This window comes from Methylobacterium nodulans ORS 2060, from assembly GCF_000022085.1.
Classification (GTDB): Bacteria; Pseudomonadota; Alphaproteobacteria; order Rhizobiales; family Beijerinckiaceae; genus Methylobacterium; species Methylobacterium nodulans.
In genome coordinates this window covers 2,587,164-2,602,477 of sequence record NC_011894.1, presented here as the reverse complement: position 1 = coordinate 2,602,477, position 15,314 = coordinate 2,587,164, and the positions used below count along the sequence as shown (strand labels likewise).

Genomic DNA, 15,314 nt, shown 5'->3' with positions numbered 1-15,314 from the left:
TCACAGCCCCAAGCGGTCGCCCTGCCCGCGTGCGACAAGGCTCGCGCGCACGCGGTCGATCGGGACACCCTGATTGTAGAGCGCCGGGCCTCGGGCGGGATCGCCGAGATGATGCAAGGCGACGAGATCGAGCTCCATGGAGAAGCACGGCGATCCGGACGAGCCGGGGAGCGTGTTCGTGTGATAGCGCAGCCGCAAGTCCTGGTGGACGAACCCGGTCACCGCCGCGGTATCGAGGGCGAATTTCAGCGAATCGCCCTGCGGATGCTGGACGATGATCAGCGGGTCGTCCTTGGCGATGGGCGGCGCCGGTTTCAGCGCCACGAAGCCGCGCGCCTTGGTTGCTTCCGATAATTCGAGCAAGGCGTAGTCGAGTTCGTCGGCCTCCGGCGGCGGCACGTCGGGTGTGGCGGTGAGCTCGGCCGGGCTGCAGGGCCTCTCGTCGAGGACGCCCGTTACGGGGACGAGCGTGCCGGCCTCGACCCCACCGTCGGCGAGGCGGTTGAAGTCGAACCGGCAGCCGAGCCGCGCGAGGGCACCGCGCTTGCGCGCCTCGTCGATGACGTGCCAGTTGGTCAGGACGAGGCCCGAGCCCACCAGGAAGCCGGTGCCGAGCGGCGCGTTATCGGCCTCGATCCGGCAAACCTGCCGCGAGATGGCGTCCGCCCGGTCGAGCCAGAGCCTCAGATCGATCTGCTTAAGGGCCGGTTTGACGACGCGTTGCAGGCCCGGCCCGCCGTCCGCGAGATCAGGGCGCCTCAGGCCGGCATCCTGCACCACGAAGCTCGGCGTTGGCGCCTGGGCGGCCGGCGCGATCTGCGGGTAGAGCTGGAGGAGAAAGCCACGCAGTTCGGTCTGGAACGGCTTCTCCCGATAGACGACCGCCGCGAGCCGCTCGGTGACGGCATCCCGCTCCAGGGCCTCGATCAGCTTCTCGATCGTCGGCCGCAGCGGCAGGCCTGGGCCGACATACTCGACGAACAGCCGGTCGCCGGTGGCAAGGAACACCATGCGTTCGAGCTGAGAAAAGTCGACCGCCTTAGCCAGCAGCCGCGAGAGTCGGTCGATCTCGTTCGCGTTGAGAGGGCGCATGATCGCCTGACCTCGGGTGGACAACGCAAAAAGGTGTCTCGACTGCGGCACAATAGGTGCTATCATAAAACCGTCAAGATAAAATGAAAGAATTCTCTGCCGCATCACCGTCAAGAGTGAAGGCACGCCGAAGCACTCGGATTGGAATCCTCATCCGCCTCCTGTCGTTAAGGCGCGTCGTGATAGATTTTAAATCTTTTTATGTTATTTTAATGCATTCGTCACGCGAATGTTTGTCCTGATTCTGAGAGGGGAAGACTCATGAAGAACCGCCGGACCGAGCGTATTCGTTCCTATCTTCAGGATATCGCGACGGACGACGACATCCGGCAGTTCCAGGTCAATGAAGACGATCTCGAGGCGATGCGGGCGGCTCACGCGACCCAGGAGAGCGTCGGCGGACTCGAGACCCTTGCCCGGCCGGTCAGCGCGCAGGCTGTGAACGACGGCCTCGAATCCCTTGCCAGGGGCGAGCCTCTCGCGCCGGATCAGCAATTTGGCATCGAGGCGATCATCATTCCCGACAAGCGTCCCGCCATGCCGCTCGCCGGCGGAACCTACCAGGCGACGCACAAGCTCTGGCTCCACCTCAACGACCCCGAGATCAAGGCGCGGCTGACCGGCGCGGCGCGCTCGATCGGACGCATCGAGGTGCCGGGTTCCCCCTATCCTTACGGCGGCACCGGCTTCGTCGTCGGGAAGAACCTGGTGATGACCAACCGGCACGTGGCCGCGATCTTCGCGCAGGGTCTCGGGGATCGCCGCATCACCTTCATTTCCGGCATCACGCCGGGCTTCTCGCGAGCCTTTGCTCCCGACAATGCCGAGCAGCCGCCGCTCACGGTGCGCCGGGTGGTGATGATCCATCCCTATTGGGACATGGCGCTCCTCGAGGTCGGGGGCCTGCCCGAGGAGGCGAAGCCGCTCACGCTCGAGCCGCGCGCGATCGAGGGTTTCGTCCGGGACGAGATCGCCGTCGTCGGCTATCCGGCCTTCGATCCGCGCAACGACCGCGCCGCGCAGAAGACGGTGTTCGACAACCGGTTCGGCATCAAGCAACTGCAGCCCGGCCTGCTCAAGGAGCGCTTCGATACCGAGAGCTTCCGCAAGGTCGTCAACGCGGTCACGCATGACTGCTCGACGCTCGGCGGCAACTCAGGCTCCGCCATCGTACACGTGAAGAGCGGCCGCGTGCTGGCGCTGCATTTCGGCGGCACCTATCTCGCCCGGAACTACGCCGTGCCCGCCTCCGACCTCGCGCTCGATGGGCGGGTCGTGGAAGCGGGCTTGACTTTCGACCCCACCGCCAATCCGGACAAGCCTCCCTCCTGGAGCGGCTACTGGTCGGCGGCGGACGGGGAGGAAGCGGCCGACGCGGCCCCGCAGGATCCGCCGGCCGGCGGGGGCGCCTCGTCCGCGGCCCCCACGCCGTCCGCCGACGCGGGCGTCTCCGGCATGGGCGCGGCACGCACCATCGATCTCGTGATCCCGATCCATGTCAGCATCCGGGTCGGTCAGGCCTCCGCTCCGGTCGGCGCCGGCGAGGCGCCGCAGGCACAGATGGAGCGCCTGGTCGAACCCGCGCGGGACCGGGACTATACGAAGCGCAGGGGCTTCAACGAGATGTTCCTCGGCCTGCGCACGCCGATGCCGCAGGCGGCCCGCCCCGAGGTGCTGGCGCGGACGCGCACCGGCGGAGATCGGCTCGATTACCAGAATTTCTCGATCCGGATGCATGCCAAGCGCCGCCTCGCCCTGATCGTGGCCTGGAACGCCTATGCGGCCGATCCGGTGAAGCGGCCAGAGGAAGGGCGCATCTACACCCGCAAGGTCCTGGGCGAGCTCGGCGAGCACGATCAGGAGAAATGGTTCCCCGATCCGCGCCTCGACGAGGCGCTGCAATTGCCGGACGTGTTCTACACAAAGGACGACGGCGCCTTCGACAAGGGGCATATCGCCCGCCGCGAGGACGTCGCCTGGGGCCGCAGCTTCGAGGAGCTGAAGCGGGCGAACGGCGACAGCTTCCACGTCACCAACTGCTCGCCGCAGGTGGCAGGCTTCAATCAGTCGGCGCGCGGTACCGACAATTGGGGCGACCTCGAGAATGTCGTCCTGCAGCAGGCGGAGTGCGAGAAGCTGTGCGTCTTCGGCGGGCCGATCCTCGCGGCCGACGATCCGCGCTTCCTCGGCGCCTTCGGCGGCGGCCGGCGCCAGGCGGTGCAGATCCCAGCGCGCTTCTGGAAGGTCATCGTTGCCCGCACCCTCGACGGGCTTGCGGCCTTCGGCTTCGTGCTCGAGCAGGACCTGTCCGATGTCGACCTGACCGAGTTCGTCGTTCCCGACGCCTTCACGCGCTACATGGAGCCCCTCGGCCGGATCGCGGCGGCGGCCGGCTTGGTGTTCGCCCCCGAGATCATCGCGGCGGACGAGTTTGAAAACCGCGGCCTTGAGGTAGCCGCCCAGTCCGGCGTCGGTCGGCGCGGCCAGGCGTGATACCAACGGGCCTTGAAAAGGCCCGTTGGTTCCGTTCTCGGATTTTCGCCAAGCCTCGTCAACAAAGTCTCCGGCTTGGCATCGACACTTCGAGACGGGTCAACGGCCCGATGCGTGAGCATGCGCGTCAGCACTTGGCTTACGTCAGCAGCCCGGGCCGTTGGTATGAGGCCGCGTCCCCGATGCCGTGGAGGGTTCACAAGCTCCATTCAGAGGCTTGGTCGTAGTGGTCCTTATCCTCGCGCACCGAGATGTGGACGTGCTTGTTGTGGGGATTGCGGCCGGTATAGGACCGCCAGGTCCACGGATTCACCGTCGCGCTAAAAATCTGGCGGTTCCAGATCACGTATTTGATGCGCGGGTCCCGTCCGGCCCGCAGCGCCTCGGCGAGCGCCCCGGCGTCGCAGCCGCCGGCCGGATCGTGCGTGAGATCCATGCCGGTCACCACCCCGGTGCCGGCGTCCACGATCCAGGGATTGTGGTCGGAGGTCCGCACCGCGTGCGCGGCATCGCCGATCGTGCCGTCACTCGCCTTCGAGCGGTGCGGCGCACGGGCGTTCACCTGCCGCCGCAGCACGAGGAGAGCCTCCGCGACGCGCCAGGGACGCACCGCCTCGAGACCGGGCTCGGGCGCTTCCGGCAAAGGCGCCTCCGGATCGGTATGGGCGTCCTCGTCGAGGGGGACCGGCGCTTCCGGCGCATCGTCGTAAAGGTCGAGCGAGCGCAGGCTCTCGAGCGGCGGCGCCTCCGTCGTTCCGTCCGCCAGCAGCGCGAGCTTGCGCTCGGCCTTCGCCGCGAGGCGGGTGGCGTCGCGCTCGGTGAGATCGCCGCCGGCGAGGCACAGCCGGCGGAACGCTTGTTCCGCCGCTTTCGCCTCATCGAGCTTGCCCGCAGCGAGCGCCGTCGTCAGCGCGTCCCAGGCGGTCTTTAGGTTGGGAATCTCCATCCAGTTGTCGCGCTCGCGCAGCCGCTGGATTTCGAAGACGAGATAGGGATAGTCCTCGAACGGCTGCCCGTCGGCGTCGAGGAGGCGGAAATCCTCCGGGTCGAGGCTGAAGCCGTCCGTCGATCCGATCTCGTCCCGCCTCGCGCCGATGCTGACCCAGATCCCGGCCTTGAGGGGCTCGAAGCCGCGCACCGTGCCGCATTCGAGGCTCGCGGCGTCCGAGGTGCCGAACAGGAGATCGGAGGCCTTCTTGACCGGCGCCACGAAGGGCTGGGCCGCCGAGAGGAAGCCCGACGACACCGTCTGCGAGAGGTCGCTGATGAGGGACAGGTACGGGCCGGCGAGGTCGCTCGACTTGACGGAGAACAGGGCGATCGAGAGGCGCAGATCGCCGCGATAGGGCATGGGGCCGAATAGCGGCCGGTCCACCTGGAGGAGCTTGCCCGGGCCCTTGGGATCGATGTCGCGGAACCCGTCCGGCGCCAGCACCGCCTGGCGCTCGATACGGTCCTGGCCCAGGCCTTCGTAAAGCATGCTGCAAGTGGCGTGGACGGCGCCGTGATAGAGGCTCGTCCAGCGCCGGGCATTGACGATGCGCGCCGCGAGCACGCGCACGGCGACGTAGTGCTCGTCCCGCTCGATCGGGCCGTCATCCCGATCCGGCCGGGAGAGGGCGAACATGACGTGATCGCGGGTCGGTTCCTGCACCACCGAACGAAGCCAGCCGCCGATGGTCGAGAAAAGCCCTTCAAGTCCCGCCGCCTCTGGGGCCGCCGGCGCACCGGCGGGGATGGCTTCGAGCGCCGCGGATTCCGGCCGCGCGGAGCCCGCGGCCAAGCCGCGTTCGAAGAGCTTCGCTTCCGCTTCCCGGCGCAGGAGAAGGCCGCGCAGCTTCGGGTTGCCGGCCCAGAGCCGCTTCATGGACCGGAACTCGCCCGGAATGAGGTCGAAGCGGCGGTCGATCATGTGGTCGCGGATGGCGCGCATCTCCCGGAAGCGGTCACCGTCCTTGCTGAAGGCGGGACCGCGGTTGTAGGCCAGGGACACCAGCGCGCCCAGGCAATGCGGGTGCAGCAACCGGGTGTTCTTCAGAGCGCGCTCCGTGCGCGCGACGAATTGCGGGACCGAGCGGGCCGCGAAGACGCGATTCGCGGTTTCGAAGGGTACGGTGATGTCGCGCAGCTTCGGGATAGCGTGCGCGGCGGCGGGGCCGAGCACGCCGCAGGAGGCCGCTAGGCGCTGGATGAGTTCGCGGGACAGTTCCTCGCTCCAATCTTGCGCGAGGACGGCGGGGCTGACGGTGCCGACATCGTAGCCGATGCCGATGGTGACGCCCGACTGGCCTCCCGGCCAGATCGGGTGGCTGAACTTCGCGCGGTAGGCCGCCTCGCTCGAAACTTCCGCCGCGATCAGAAGATCGATCGCGTCCTTGGAGATCGGTGTCGTCGACCGCTCAGGGAAGCCGCCGGGGCTCTCGAGCAGGTCGGCCTCATCGTCGAAGACGCGCTCCCGTGGAGCGGCCCCGTGCTCGGCGGTCTCCTGCGCCAGCTCCGACAGCAATTCCTCGAAGGCCACGGCTTCGGTCGGCGCGCTCTCAGCATGGTCGGTGCACATGCCGCTCTCCTGCGGTCAATTTCGGAACTGCCTCGTCTCGAATCGGGCAGTCTCGACATAGTTCACCAACTGTGGGATGTATGCTACTCAGAATACCGCTACAGCAAGAACAGCAGGCGACCAAACGGGACCAGAGGTGAAGCATGGAGGTCGCGGTCGTCGTCCCCGGCATTATGGGTTCGCGCCTGCGGCTGCCGGGCGAAGGCGGCGGGCCTGACGAAGAGGTCTGGCCTCCCGAGCCGCTGGAGACGCAGTTCGGCTACAAGCGGCGGGAAAAGCTTGCCTCGCCCAAGATCGTTGTCGGACCAATCATCGAGAATGTTCTCTGCTTCGACTTCTACGGACCTTTGTTCGGTCTGTTTCGAGAGCTGGGCTTCACGGAGAGCAGTTCGGACCAGCGCCTGATCAAATTTCCGTATGACTGGCGCCTCGACCTGTTCACAACGGCCGACCGCCTTGCGGATGTCCTCGACACAGCGCACCGGGACGGAGCCCGCGCGATCTCGCTCGTCGGCCATTCCATGGGCGGTCTGATCTGTCGCCTTGTTCTCGAGAGCCCCGTCTATCGCAGCCGCCCCTGGTTTGGGTCTCTCCGTCAGTTCGTGGCCGTGGCAACGCCGCATGCGGGCGCGCCCGTGGCGCTCGCTCGCGTGCTCGGCGCCGACAGTGCACTGGGCATAAGCGGCAAGGATTTTGCCTGGCTTTCAAGCCAGGAGGCCTATCCATCCGCCTATCAGCTTCTGCCGGGGCCCGGGGAGGATACGTGCTGGGACCAGGCCAGCGAGGATCTCGAGCCCCTCGACATTCACCGCCCCGAGGTTGCCGCCCGGCTCGGCCTCAATCACGCGCTGCTGGCGCGCAACGCGGCGGTTCACGGCGTGCTCGGCGCGGGCCAGCGTCCGGCCGGCGTGCGCTATTTCTACTTCGCCGGGGCCGGGCACCGCACGGCCACCCGGGTCAATGTCTTCGCCAGCGGCACGGGAATCGAGCGGGAGCGCACCGTCGTGAGCCGGACCGAGGATGCCGGTGACGGCACCGTGCCGCTGTACAGTGCGCTCGCGCGGGCGCCCCAGCGTCACATCGCGACGAACGAGCACGCTACGGCCTTCAAGGGCTCGGCCTTCCGGGCCGTCTTCCTCCGGCTGTTCGGCGGCGATGCCGGCCCTGCGCTCGAGGCGCTGGTCGGCCCGCGCCTTGCCCTGTCCTTGGAGACCCCCGTAGCGCAGGCGCAACAGGACATCGAGGTCCTGCTCTATGCCGACCTGCCCTCGGACGAGGCAACGGCGCCGCTCGATGCCGTGCAGGGCGAACTCTTCCTGCGCAAGATCCGGGACGGGGACGCGCCTGTGAGCGCGGAGATCCGGCGCGTGCCCGTGTCCTATGCCGGCCCCCGAGTCAATCGCCTGCGGTTCTACCTCGATCCTGTCGATGAACCCGGCCATTATGAGTTGCGGTTTGAGGGCGCGCCCGAGCCGGCACGCGTCGCATTTGCAGTCTGCTCGCGGCAATCGGAGATCGAATGAGAGATGCGTCCTTCAGAGTAGTAGAAGGTAGCAGCAAACAGTTCGACCTGATAGATTTCACGGCGACACTTGGATAGCTGAAGCACTGCGGGCTGGGTGCCTTGGCGAGAAATGACATCCAATCTGGACGTTCGTGACCTTTCCAAGGACCTGTTGGCGCCTGACCCAGTCGAGTGCGGCGACGTGGCGGCGAGAGCTGCTGTTCAACACGATCGGCGTGCATATCCGGATGGTGCAGGTGCTGCTCCCCTGCGCGCTGCTGCCGACCCTCACTGCCATGCGCTCCGTCCATGAGCGGGCGCACCTGCGTGGCAGCCGGATGAGATTCCAGGCCGCCCAAGGTTCATCGACCTCCTCACCCGTCCACAGCGTCCTGCAGGGATTGCCGACGGCGTCGTGCGCTCACTTTCCGACGCGGTGGAGCGGACGCCCCCCGATGCCGAGGCAGACCGAGATGACGATTTCGTCCGGCTTCGGCGCATCCGGGATCGTGACCTCGATCGAGTCCATGTGGTCGAAGTCCCAAATGTTGTCCTTGTTCGTCATCGGCATGACGATGGTGGATCCGGCCGCGCCGACCTTCTTCGTGCCCGGGATGATGTCCTTGCCGCTACCGACCGCTGCACGGACGGGAGCGCCGAAGCGGGGGTGCAGCAGAGCCGCGGAGTGCTCGATCTCGCCGTCGGTTCCGATGATCGCGCCTTTCCCGTAGCTCTGAACCTGATCGGGTGCGACACCCAGCAGAGCGACGCCGCGCTCGGCCAAGATCTTGCTGACCTCCGCCCCCAGGTCGTAGAGCGGTGTGAGATCTTCCACGTAGCGCCCGGCATACGGGTTCTTGATCACTGCGGTCACCGCTACCTTCTTGGTCGCGGGCTCGACCGGTCGGCCGCATTCGCTCAGCGTCTCTTCCAGCTGCGAGACGATTTTTCGCAACGCCAATAGGGACATCCGACTGCCTCTCTGATTGCCAGCTAAAGGGCGGTTAATTCTGGGCTGAGACGGGCTGCGTGCTCGCCACGAGCGGGCAGCCTCCTTCCTCGATCGGCCGGAACGCTTCCTCGGCCGGCACCGTCGCGCGAAGCTTGTAGTAGTCCCACGCACCGCGAGACTCGGACGGCTTCTTCACCTCGAAGAGGTACATGTTGTGGATCTTGCGGCCGTCCTCGCGGATGCGGCCTTTGCCGAACAGAGGATCGTCTGTCGGCGAGGCCTTCATGGATTTCACGACCTCGCGGCCGTCATGGGGATTGGCCTCAGCCGCGACTGCCTTCAGGTAGGTGATCGTCGCCGCATACACGCCGGCCTGCACCATGGTGGGCTGGACGCCGCGCATCTGCGCCGAGAAGCGCTTGGCGAAGGCCCGCGTGCCGTCGTTCAGGTCCCAATAGAACGGTGAGGTCAGGATCAGCCCTTGCGCCGTCTGCAATCCGATCGAGTGAATGTCTGTGATGTAGATCAGGAGACCTGCAAGGTTCTGGCCGCCCGAGACGATGCCGAATTCGGCAGCCTGCTTGATCGAGTTCGTGGTATCGCCGCCCGAGTTGGCGAGGCCGACGATCTGCGCTTTCGAAGCCTGCGCCTGCAGGAGGAACGAGGAGAAGTCCGCGCTGCCGAGCGGCACGCGCACGGCGCCGATCACCGTTCCCCCGCTCGCCCTGACCACCGCAGCCGTGTCGCGCTCCAGGGCCTGCCCGAAGGCGTAGTCGGCGGTGAGAAAGTACCACGTCCTACCGCCCGTCTGGACGATGGCCTTGCCCGTACTGTGCGCAAGCGCCCAGGTGTCGTTGGTCCAGTGGATCGTGTTCGGAGAACAGGCCTTGCCGGTGAGGTCGGAGGTCGCCGGACCCGACGCCAGCATGACCTTGTTCTTGTCCTTCGTGATCTGGCTGACCGCGAGAGCAGCGGCCGAGTTCGTCACGTCGGTGATCATGTCGACGCGGTCGACGTCGTACCATTGGCGGGCGATCGCCGCGGCCACATCCGCCTTGTTCTGGTGATCGGCCGAGAGGATGTCGATCGTCCAGCCCTTGTCGCGAAGGCCGGAATCATCCGCAGCCAGCCGCGCCGCGATCACGGAACCCGGGCCGCCCATGTCAGCGTAGGGGCCGGACTGGTCGTTCAACACCCCTATTCGTATCGTCTTGTCCTGCTGCGCGTGTGCGGGACCAAGCGCGAGAGACGCCACAGCAGCCGCGAGCAGCACTGTCTTGAAGCGCATGTTTCACTCCCATTGACGCGTATTGGTCTTGTTGCCGACCGCTGCCGTCCTATGAGTCGGATCTTTCTTTGAGATGCTCGACCACCGCGGAGTAGTCTCTGCCGCGGCCGCCCTGTTCGACGAACTCGCTGAAAATCCTGCGAGCCGCCGCGCCGAGCGGTGTGGCGGTTCCGCTCGCCGATGCGACCTCCTGCGACAGAGCCAGGTCTTTCAACATCAGTTCGGCAGCGAAGCCGGGCCGGTAGCCCCGGTTGGACGCGGCAGTCGGGACGGGGCCCGGAACCGGGCAGTGCGTCGTCAGCGCGTAGCACTGGCCGGATGACGTCGAGGCGACATCGAACAGGGCCTGATGCGAGAGGCCGACCTGCGATGCGAGATTGAAGGCCTCGCTGACGGCAATCATAGTGACGCCGAGGATCATGTTGTTGCAGATCTTCGCCGCCTGACCGTTCCCGGGCGCCCCGCAATGGACGATCCGACGTCCCATCGCCTCGAGGAGGGGCCGTCCGGCGTCGAAGCTGTCGGGGTCGCCACCGACCATGAACGTCAGCGTCCCGGCGGTCGCACCTTCCGTGCCGCCCGAGACGGGAGCGTCCAGGGACAGGAGGCCGGCGCTCCGTGCCAGACCATGCACCTCGCGGGCGCTGTCCACGTCGATGGTCGAGGCGTCGATCATCAGGACGCCGCGCCGGGCCGCTGCGATCGCCTCGCGCCAGACGGAGCGCACGATCGCTCCGCTGGGCAGCATCGTCAGCACCGCGTCCGCATCCGCGACGGCGGCCTCAACGGAGGATGCGACGGTGATGCCGCCGGCTGCGGCCAAGTCCCGGCTGCGAGGAGAAACGTCGAAGCCGGAGACGGAATGGCCGGCCTTCCGGAGATTGGCGGCCATCGGACCGCCCATGTTCCCAAGGCCGATGACTGCGACGCGACGCATCGGCGATCACCGCTGCCGGGCGTTCACGGTCGAGGCGACGAATCGGGCGTCGCCCGCATGCTGCGCCGGGGCCCCGGCGGTCGCGCGGCCACCGGCGATACAGCGGATTGTGTTCATGGCGTGCCTCTCCCTGGTCCCCTCCCGAACTCCTCTACGGCGATTCAAAAAGGGGCAGCAATCGCCTAGTTTTGCGCATCACATGTGCATTTTTGGGCTGCTCCATGTCGGTCGAAGCAAGCTGGGATCATCTGCGATCGCTTCTGGCGTTCGCACGCGCGGGAACGCTGTCGAGCGCAGCCCGGTCACTGGGGGTGAAGCACTCAACCGTGAGCCGCCATCTTGCAGAGCTTGAGCGAAGCGTCGGCTCTCAGATCGTCCATCGCGCCGCCGATGGTCTGACGCTCACGACAGCGGGGGAGCGTCTGATGAACGCCGCCGAGGGCATGGAGGTTCTGCTGCGGCAGGCGCAGGACGACATCGCCGGACGGGACCGCCTGATTCAGGGCACGGTGCGGATCGGCGCGCCGGATGCGTTCGGGTCGATCTTCCTGGCGCCTCGCATCACCCAGTTGGCTGCGCAGCATCCGGCGCTGAACATCCAGCTCGTCGCCATGCCGCGGGTGTTCAACCTCACCAAGCGGGAGGCCGATCTCGCTGTGGCGCTCGCCATTCCGCAACACGGCCGCCTGCTCGCCAAGAAGCTCGCCGATTACGGGCTCGGGCTGTATGCATCCCCCGCCTACCTGTCACGGAGCAGGCCGATCCGGACGCTCGACGACCTCCGGGGGCATCAGTTCATCAACTACATTGACGAACTCATCACGATCGCGGAGCTCGATTATCTCGACGAGGTGTCGCCTTACATCAATGCGCGCTTTCAGAGTTCCAGTATTCTCGCGCAGTTGCATGCGACGGTGAGCGGGTTCGGGCTCTGCGTCCTGCCCTACTTCCTGGCAAAGCAATATCCCGACCTGGTCAACGTGCTCGGCCGGGAGGTTGTCCTGAAACGGACGTGGTGGCTCCTCGTGCACGAGGATCAGAACGAGCTCAGTCGCGTCCGATTGGTGCATCAGTTCATCTACGACACGGTTCGTCAAAACCTCACGCTGCTGCAGTCTCCGTGAGGGTCGGCTGCCACCGGATGGTCCCGTCGCCCGGCTCGGCACCGAAGCGTCAGACAGGGAGGAACCGGGCGCGCTCCTCGCGAAACCGACGGACGATGAAGTCGCGACAGGCAACGATGCGTCGTGCCTCATGGCTGTCGGGATGCGACATCAGCCAGTAGCTCCGTTGAAAACGCGTCTCGGGCAGCACCCGCACGAGGTCCGCGCAGTCGGCGGCCGCGAAGTCGTGCAGGATCCCGATCCCCACGCCTGCCTTGACGGCTTCGAGCTGCCCGATCGCCCCGGCACAGCGGAAGGCGCGCCGGCACCGGCTCTGCAGAAAGGCGCTATAGTCGAGAGCCGAGGCATAGGCGTAGTCGTCGACGCCGATCACCGCGGCGTGGCCCGCAAGCTCCCTGGTCGTCTCGGGCATCCCGGACTGCTCGAGGTAGCGGCGTGAGGCGTAGAGGCTGAGGCTGTAGTCGGTCAGCTTCGAGAGGATCAGGCGGCCATCCACCGGACGGTCGAGGCCGATCGCGAGGTCCGCTTCCCGCTTCGACAGCGAGAACGAGCGCGGAAGCGGAACGAGCTCGATGACGAGCTTCGCGTGCTGACACGACAGCGCGCCGAGTTCGCGGGCCAGGAACAGGTTTCCGAGCCCGTCCGGCGCCCCGATCCGCACTGTCCCGCTCGGCTCGGCTTCCTCGGCCCGCATGCGGGCCGTCACCGAGAGCACGTCCGCCTCGATCCGTTCCGCTACCGGCAACAGACGCTCGCCGGCTTCCGTCAGGCTGGACCCGTTCGGCCGCCGATGAAACAGCGCCGTGCCGAGCGCGGCCTCCAGGCATTCGAGCCGGCGCGCCACCGTGGCGTGATTCAGGCCGAGCTTGCGTCCTGCCTCCAGCATCTGGCCGTGCCGCGCGACCGCCAGGAAGGTCTGCAGATGGTCCCAGTTCATGGGCTTCAAATTCCGCACAACGGTTCGGCGAATTTGCCTGTTGATCCTGAATTTCTGTAGTCCGAAGAAAGGGCGTCCTCAACCAGCCGGTTCACCAGACGGACTGGCCATCCCCGGGATCAGCCATGGCTTCACAGATCGACCATTTCATCGGCGGCCGCCGCCTGGCCGGCCGCAGCGGGCGCAGCGCCCCCGTGTTCAATCCGGCGACCGGCGAGCAGACCGGCGCGGTGGCCCTCGCGGACGGCTCGGAGGTCGATGCCGCGGTGACCGCCGCGGCGGCGGCCTTTCCGGCCTGGGCGCGGACCCCGCCGCTGCGCCGCGCGCGCATCCTCAACAAGTTCCTGCAGATCATCGAAGATCGGATCGACAGCCTCGCGGCCGTGATCACGGCCGAGCACGGCAAGGTCCTGTCCGACGCCAAGGGCGAGATCCAGCGCGGCATGGAGGTGATCGAGTTCGCCGTCGGCGCACCGCAGCTCCTCAAGGGCGAGGTGACCGAGAATGTCGGCACTCGGGTCGACAGCCACGCCCTGCGCCAGCCGCTCGGGGTGGTCGCCGGCATCACGCCGTTCAACTTCCCCGTCATGGTGCCGATGTGGATGTTCCCCGTGGCGCTCGCCTGCGGGAACTGCTTCGTGCTGAAGCCCTCCGAGCGCGATCCCTCGGCCTCCCTGCTCCTGGCGGAGTGGCTGAAGGAGGCCGGACTGCCCGATGGCGTGTTCAACGTGGTGCACGGCGACAAGGAGGCGGTCGACGCTCTCCTGCATCATCCCAAGGTCGCGGGCGTCAGCTTCGTCGGCTCGACCCCGATCGCCCGCTACATCTATGCGACGGCGACCGCGAACGGGAAGCGGGCCCAGGCGCTCGGCGGCGCCAAGAACCACATGATCATCATGCCGGACGCCGACATGGATCAGGCGGTCGACGCGCTCATGGGCGCGGCCTATGGGTCGGCCGGCGAGCGCTGCATGGCCGTATCCGTCGCGGTGCCGGTCGGTGAGAAGACCGCCAACACGCTCGTCGAACGGCTGATCCCGAAGGTGCGTGCCCTCAAGGTCGGGCCCGGCACCGACCGGGACTCCGAGATGGGTCCCCTGGTCACCCGTCAGCACCTCGACAAGGTGCGGGGCTACATCGCGCAGGGCGTGTCCGAAGGCGCCAAGCTCCTGGTCGATGGCCGCGATCTGAAGCTTCAGGGCTACGAGACAGGCTTTTTCATCGGCGGTACGCTGTTCGATCACGTCACGCCGGAGATGACGATCTACAAGGAGGAGATCTTCGGCCCCGTCCTCGCGGTGACGCGTGCGCCCGACTATGCGACGGCCGCCCGCCTCATCAACGAGCACGAGTTCGGCAACGGCACGGCGATCTTCACGCGCGACGGTGATGCGGCCCGCGAGTTCGCCCACGAAATCCAGGTGGGCATGGTCGGCATCAACGTCCCGATCCCGGTGCCGATGGCCTTCCACTCCTTTGGCGGCTGGAAAGCTTCGCTCTTCGGCGACCATCACATGCACGGTCCGGAGGGGGTGCGCTTCTACACGCGTCTGAAGGCGATCACCACGCGTTGGCCGACCGGCATTCGTGCCGGTGCCGACTTCGTCATGCCGACGATGGAATGATCGGACATCATTGATTGCGCACACGGGAGTCGTGCTGTCCCGTCACGCGGGACAGCACGACCATGCCGGGAGTTCGTCCAACTGCGCCTCCGGGCTCAGCGAAGCAGGTCGAGGCTGACCACCGGTGTAATCCGGGAACGGACCCTGAAGCTTCCCCATACCCACGCCAGCTTTACGCTTCGGCAACGGTTGTCGAAGGTGCCTCCAAGACCTTCCCCGCAACCTCCCGCGGCACAATCGAGCGCATCTCGCTGACGAGCCACTTCTCCAAGACACGCAGGTCGGCCCGATCCCCGAGATGGGACGCGATCCAGAGCTTGAGGAGGCGCTGCCCGGGCACGAAGCCAAAGGGAGCAACGAGGCGGCCGGCCTTCACCTCGCTGATCACCAGCATATGGGGCACGACGGCGACGCCGAGGCCGCAGGCGGCGGCCTGGATCATCAGGTAGAAGTGCTCGAAGCTGCGCTTCGGCTCCAAGCTCAGGTCGGCGTATCCGGCGGCGGCGAGCCAGTCGCTCCACGCCTCGGGCCGGGTCTGGGTCGAGAGCAGGACGGCGCGCGACAGGTCCGCCGGGCTGCGCAGACCCGCCGTCCGCAGATAGTCGGGCGAGCAGACCGGGCCGATCCATTCCTGGCCGAGGTCGCGGATCACGGCGTCGCGCGGCGCCGGGATCGTGCTGTTGCGGATCGCCACGCTGATCTTGTCCCGGCTGAAATCGACCCGGTCGTAGTTCGTGTTCAACTACGCCGGTGGGTTTTTGGCTCAATAAAGCCTTGAAATTATACCAGTTTTTTCGAGGTG

Annotated in this window: 11 protein-coding genes; 4 read left to right on the top strand and 7 right to left on the bottom strand. The window is 66.7% G+C overall.

Annotated features, from left to right (window positions below; genetic code table 11):
- Complete coding sequence (locus MNOD_RS41385; RefSeq protein ID WP_015929180.1) at positions 1-1,092, bottom strand: trypsin-like serine peptidase; 1,092 nt, start codon at positions 1,090-1,092, stop codon at positions 1-3.
- Positions 1,093-1,353: 261 nt separating this feature from the next.
- Between MNOD_RS41385 and MNOD_RS41380 the strand changes: the two genes are divergently transcribed.
- Positions 1,354-3,585 (top strand): DNA/RNA non-specific endonuclease, encoded by a 2,232-nt coding sequence (locus MNOD_RS41380; RefSeq protein ID WP_015929179.1) that lies wholly within the window; start codon positions 1,354-1,356, stop codon positions 3,583-3,585.
- A 196-nt stretch (positions 3,586-3,781) separates the two neighbouring features.
- On the opposite strand, the gene MNOD_RS41375 is transcribed toward MNOD_RS41380, so the two are convergent.
- A complete protein-coding gene (locus tag MNOD_RS41375; RefSeq protein WP_015929178.1) occupies positions 3,782-6,145 on the bottom strand; it encodes a lysozyme family protein in 2,364 nt (787 codons plus the stop codon).
- A 143-nt stretch (positions 6,146-6,288) separates the two neighbouring features.
- On the opposite strand from MNOD_RS41375, the gene MNOD_RS12105 reads away from it, so the two are divergent.
- The gene (locus MNOD_RS12105) at positions 6,289-7,668 is read left to right on the top strand and encodes a lipase/acyltransferase domain-containing protein (RefSeq protein WP_015929177.1); all 1,380 of its coding nucleotides are present in this window, start codon (positions 6,289-6,291) and stop codon (positions 7,666-7,668) included.
- Between the two features lie 402 nt (positions 7,669-8,070).
- Here MNOD_RS12105 and MNOD_RS12100 read toward each other — a convergent pair whose 3' ends face one another.
- From MNOD_RS12100 to mmsB, 3 genes are read right to left on the bottom strand one after another with little or no spacing between them, the layout of a single operon-like run.
- A complete protein-coding gene (locus tag MNOD_RS12100; RefSeq protein ID WP_244424716.1) occupies positions 8,071-8,604 on the bottom strand; it encodes an amino acid synthesis family protein in 534 nt (177 codons plus the stop codon).
- A gap of 49 nt (positions 8,605-8,653) precedes the next feature.
- Complete coding sequence (locus MNOD_RS12095; protein WP_015929175.1) at positions 8,654-9,889, bottom strand: ABC transporter substrate-binding protein; 1,236 nt, start codon at positions 9,887-9,889, stop codon at positions 8,654-8,656.
- 49 nt (positions 9,890-9,938) lie between these two features.
- Positions 9,939-10,826 (bottom strand): 3-hydroxyisobutyrate dehydrogenase, encoded by an 888-nt coding sequence (gene mmsB / locus MNOD_RS12090; protein ID WP_015929174.1) that lies wholly within the window; start codon positions 10,824-10,826, stop codon positions 9,939-9,941.
- A 221-nt stretch (positions 10,827-11,047) separates the two neighbouring features.
- Between mmsB and MNOD_RS12085 the strand changes: the two genes are divergently transcribed.
- Positions 11,048-11,950 carry a LysR family transcriptional regulator gene (locus tag MNOD_RS12085; protein WP_015929172.1) on the top strand — a complete coding sequence of 301 codons (903 nt, stop codon included), beginning with the start codon at positions 11,048-11,050 and terminating at the stop codon, positions 11,948-11,950.
- 49 nt (positions 11,951-11,999) lie between these two features.
- On the opposite strand, the gene MNOD_RS12080 is transcribed toward MNOD_RS12085, so the two are convergent.
- A complete protein-coding gene (locus MNOD_RS12080; RefSeq protein WP_015929171.1) occupies positions 12,000-12,887 on the bottom strand; it encodes a LysR family transcriptional regulator in 888 nt (295 codons plus the stop codon).
- Between the two features lie 125 nt (positions 12,888-13,012).
- Between MNOD_RS12080 and MNOD_RS12075 the strand changes: the two genes are divergently transcribed.
- On the top strand, positions 13,013-14,512 hold the full coding sequence (locus MNOD_RS12075; RefSeq protein ID WP_015929170.1) for a CoA-acylating methylmalonate-semialdehyde dehydrogenase: 1,500 nt from the start codon (positions 13,013-13,015) through the stop codon (positions 14,510-14,512).
- Between the two features lie 172 nt (positions 14,513-14,684).
- Here the strand turns inward: MNOD_RS12075 and MNOD_RS12070 are convergent, their stop codons facing one another.
- Positions 14,685-15,254, bottom strand: coding sequence for a LysR substrate-binding domain-containing protein (locus tag MNOD_RS12070; RefSeq protein ID WP_050783315.1), 570 nt, complete (start codon positions 15,252-15,254; stop codon positions 14,685-14,687).
- Positions 15,255-15,314: the final 60 nt, after the last annotated feature.

Bases quoted from the DNA above. Each gene is read 5' to 3' on its own strand.
- MNOD_RS41385 (WP_015929180.1), bottom strand. From the start codon at position 1,092: ATGCGCCCTCTCAACGCGAACGAGATCGACCGACTCTCGCGGCTGCTG.
- MNOD_RS12075 (WP_015929170.1), top strand. From the start codon at position 13,013: ATGGCTTCACAGATCGACCATTTCATCGGCGGCCGCCGCCTGGCCGGC.
- MNOD_RS41375 (WP_015929178.1), bottom strand. From the start codon at position 6,145: ATGTGCACCGACCATGCTGAGAGCGCGCCGACCGAAGCCGTGGCCTTC.
- mmsB (WP_015929174.1), bottom strand. From the start codon at position 10,826: ATGCGTCGCGTCGCAGTCATCGGCCTTGGGAACATGGGCGGTCCGATG.
- MNOD_RS12080 (WP_015929171.1), bottom strand. From the start codon at position 12,887: ATGAACTGGGACCATCTGCAGACCTTCCTGGCGGTCGCGCGGCACGGC.
- MNOD_RS12095 (WP_015929175.1), bottom strand. From the start codon at position 9,889: ATGCGCTTCAAGACAGTGCTGCTCGCGGCTGCTGTGGCGTCTCTCGCG.
- MNOD_RS12085 (WP_015929172.1), top strand. From the start codon at position 11,048: ATGTCGGTCGAAGCAAGCTGGGATCATCTGCGATCGCTTCTGGCGTTC.
- MNOD_RS41380 (WP_015929179.1), top strand. From the start codon at position 1,354: ATGAAGAACCGCCGGACCGAGCGTATTCGTTCCTATCTTCAGGATATC.
- MNOD_RS12105 (WP_015929177.1), top strand. From the start codon at position 6,289: ATGGAGGTCGCGGTCGTCGTCCCCGGCATTATGGGTTCGCGCCTGCGG.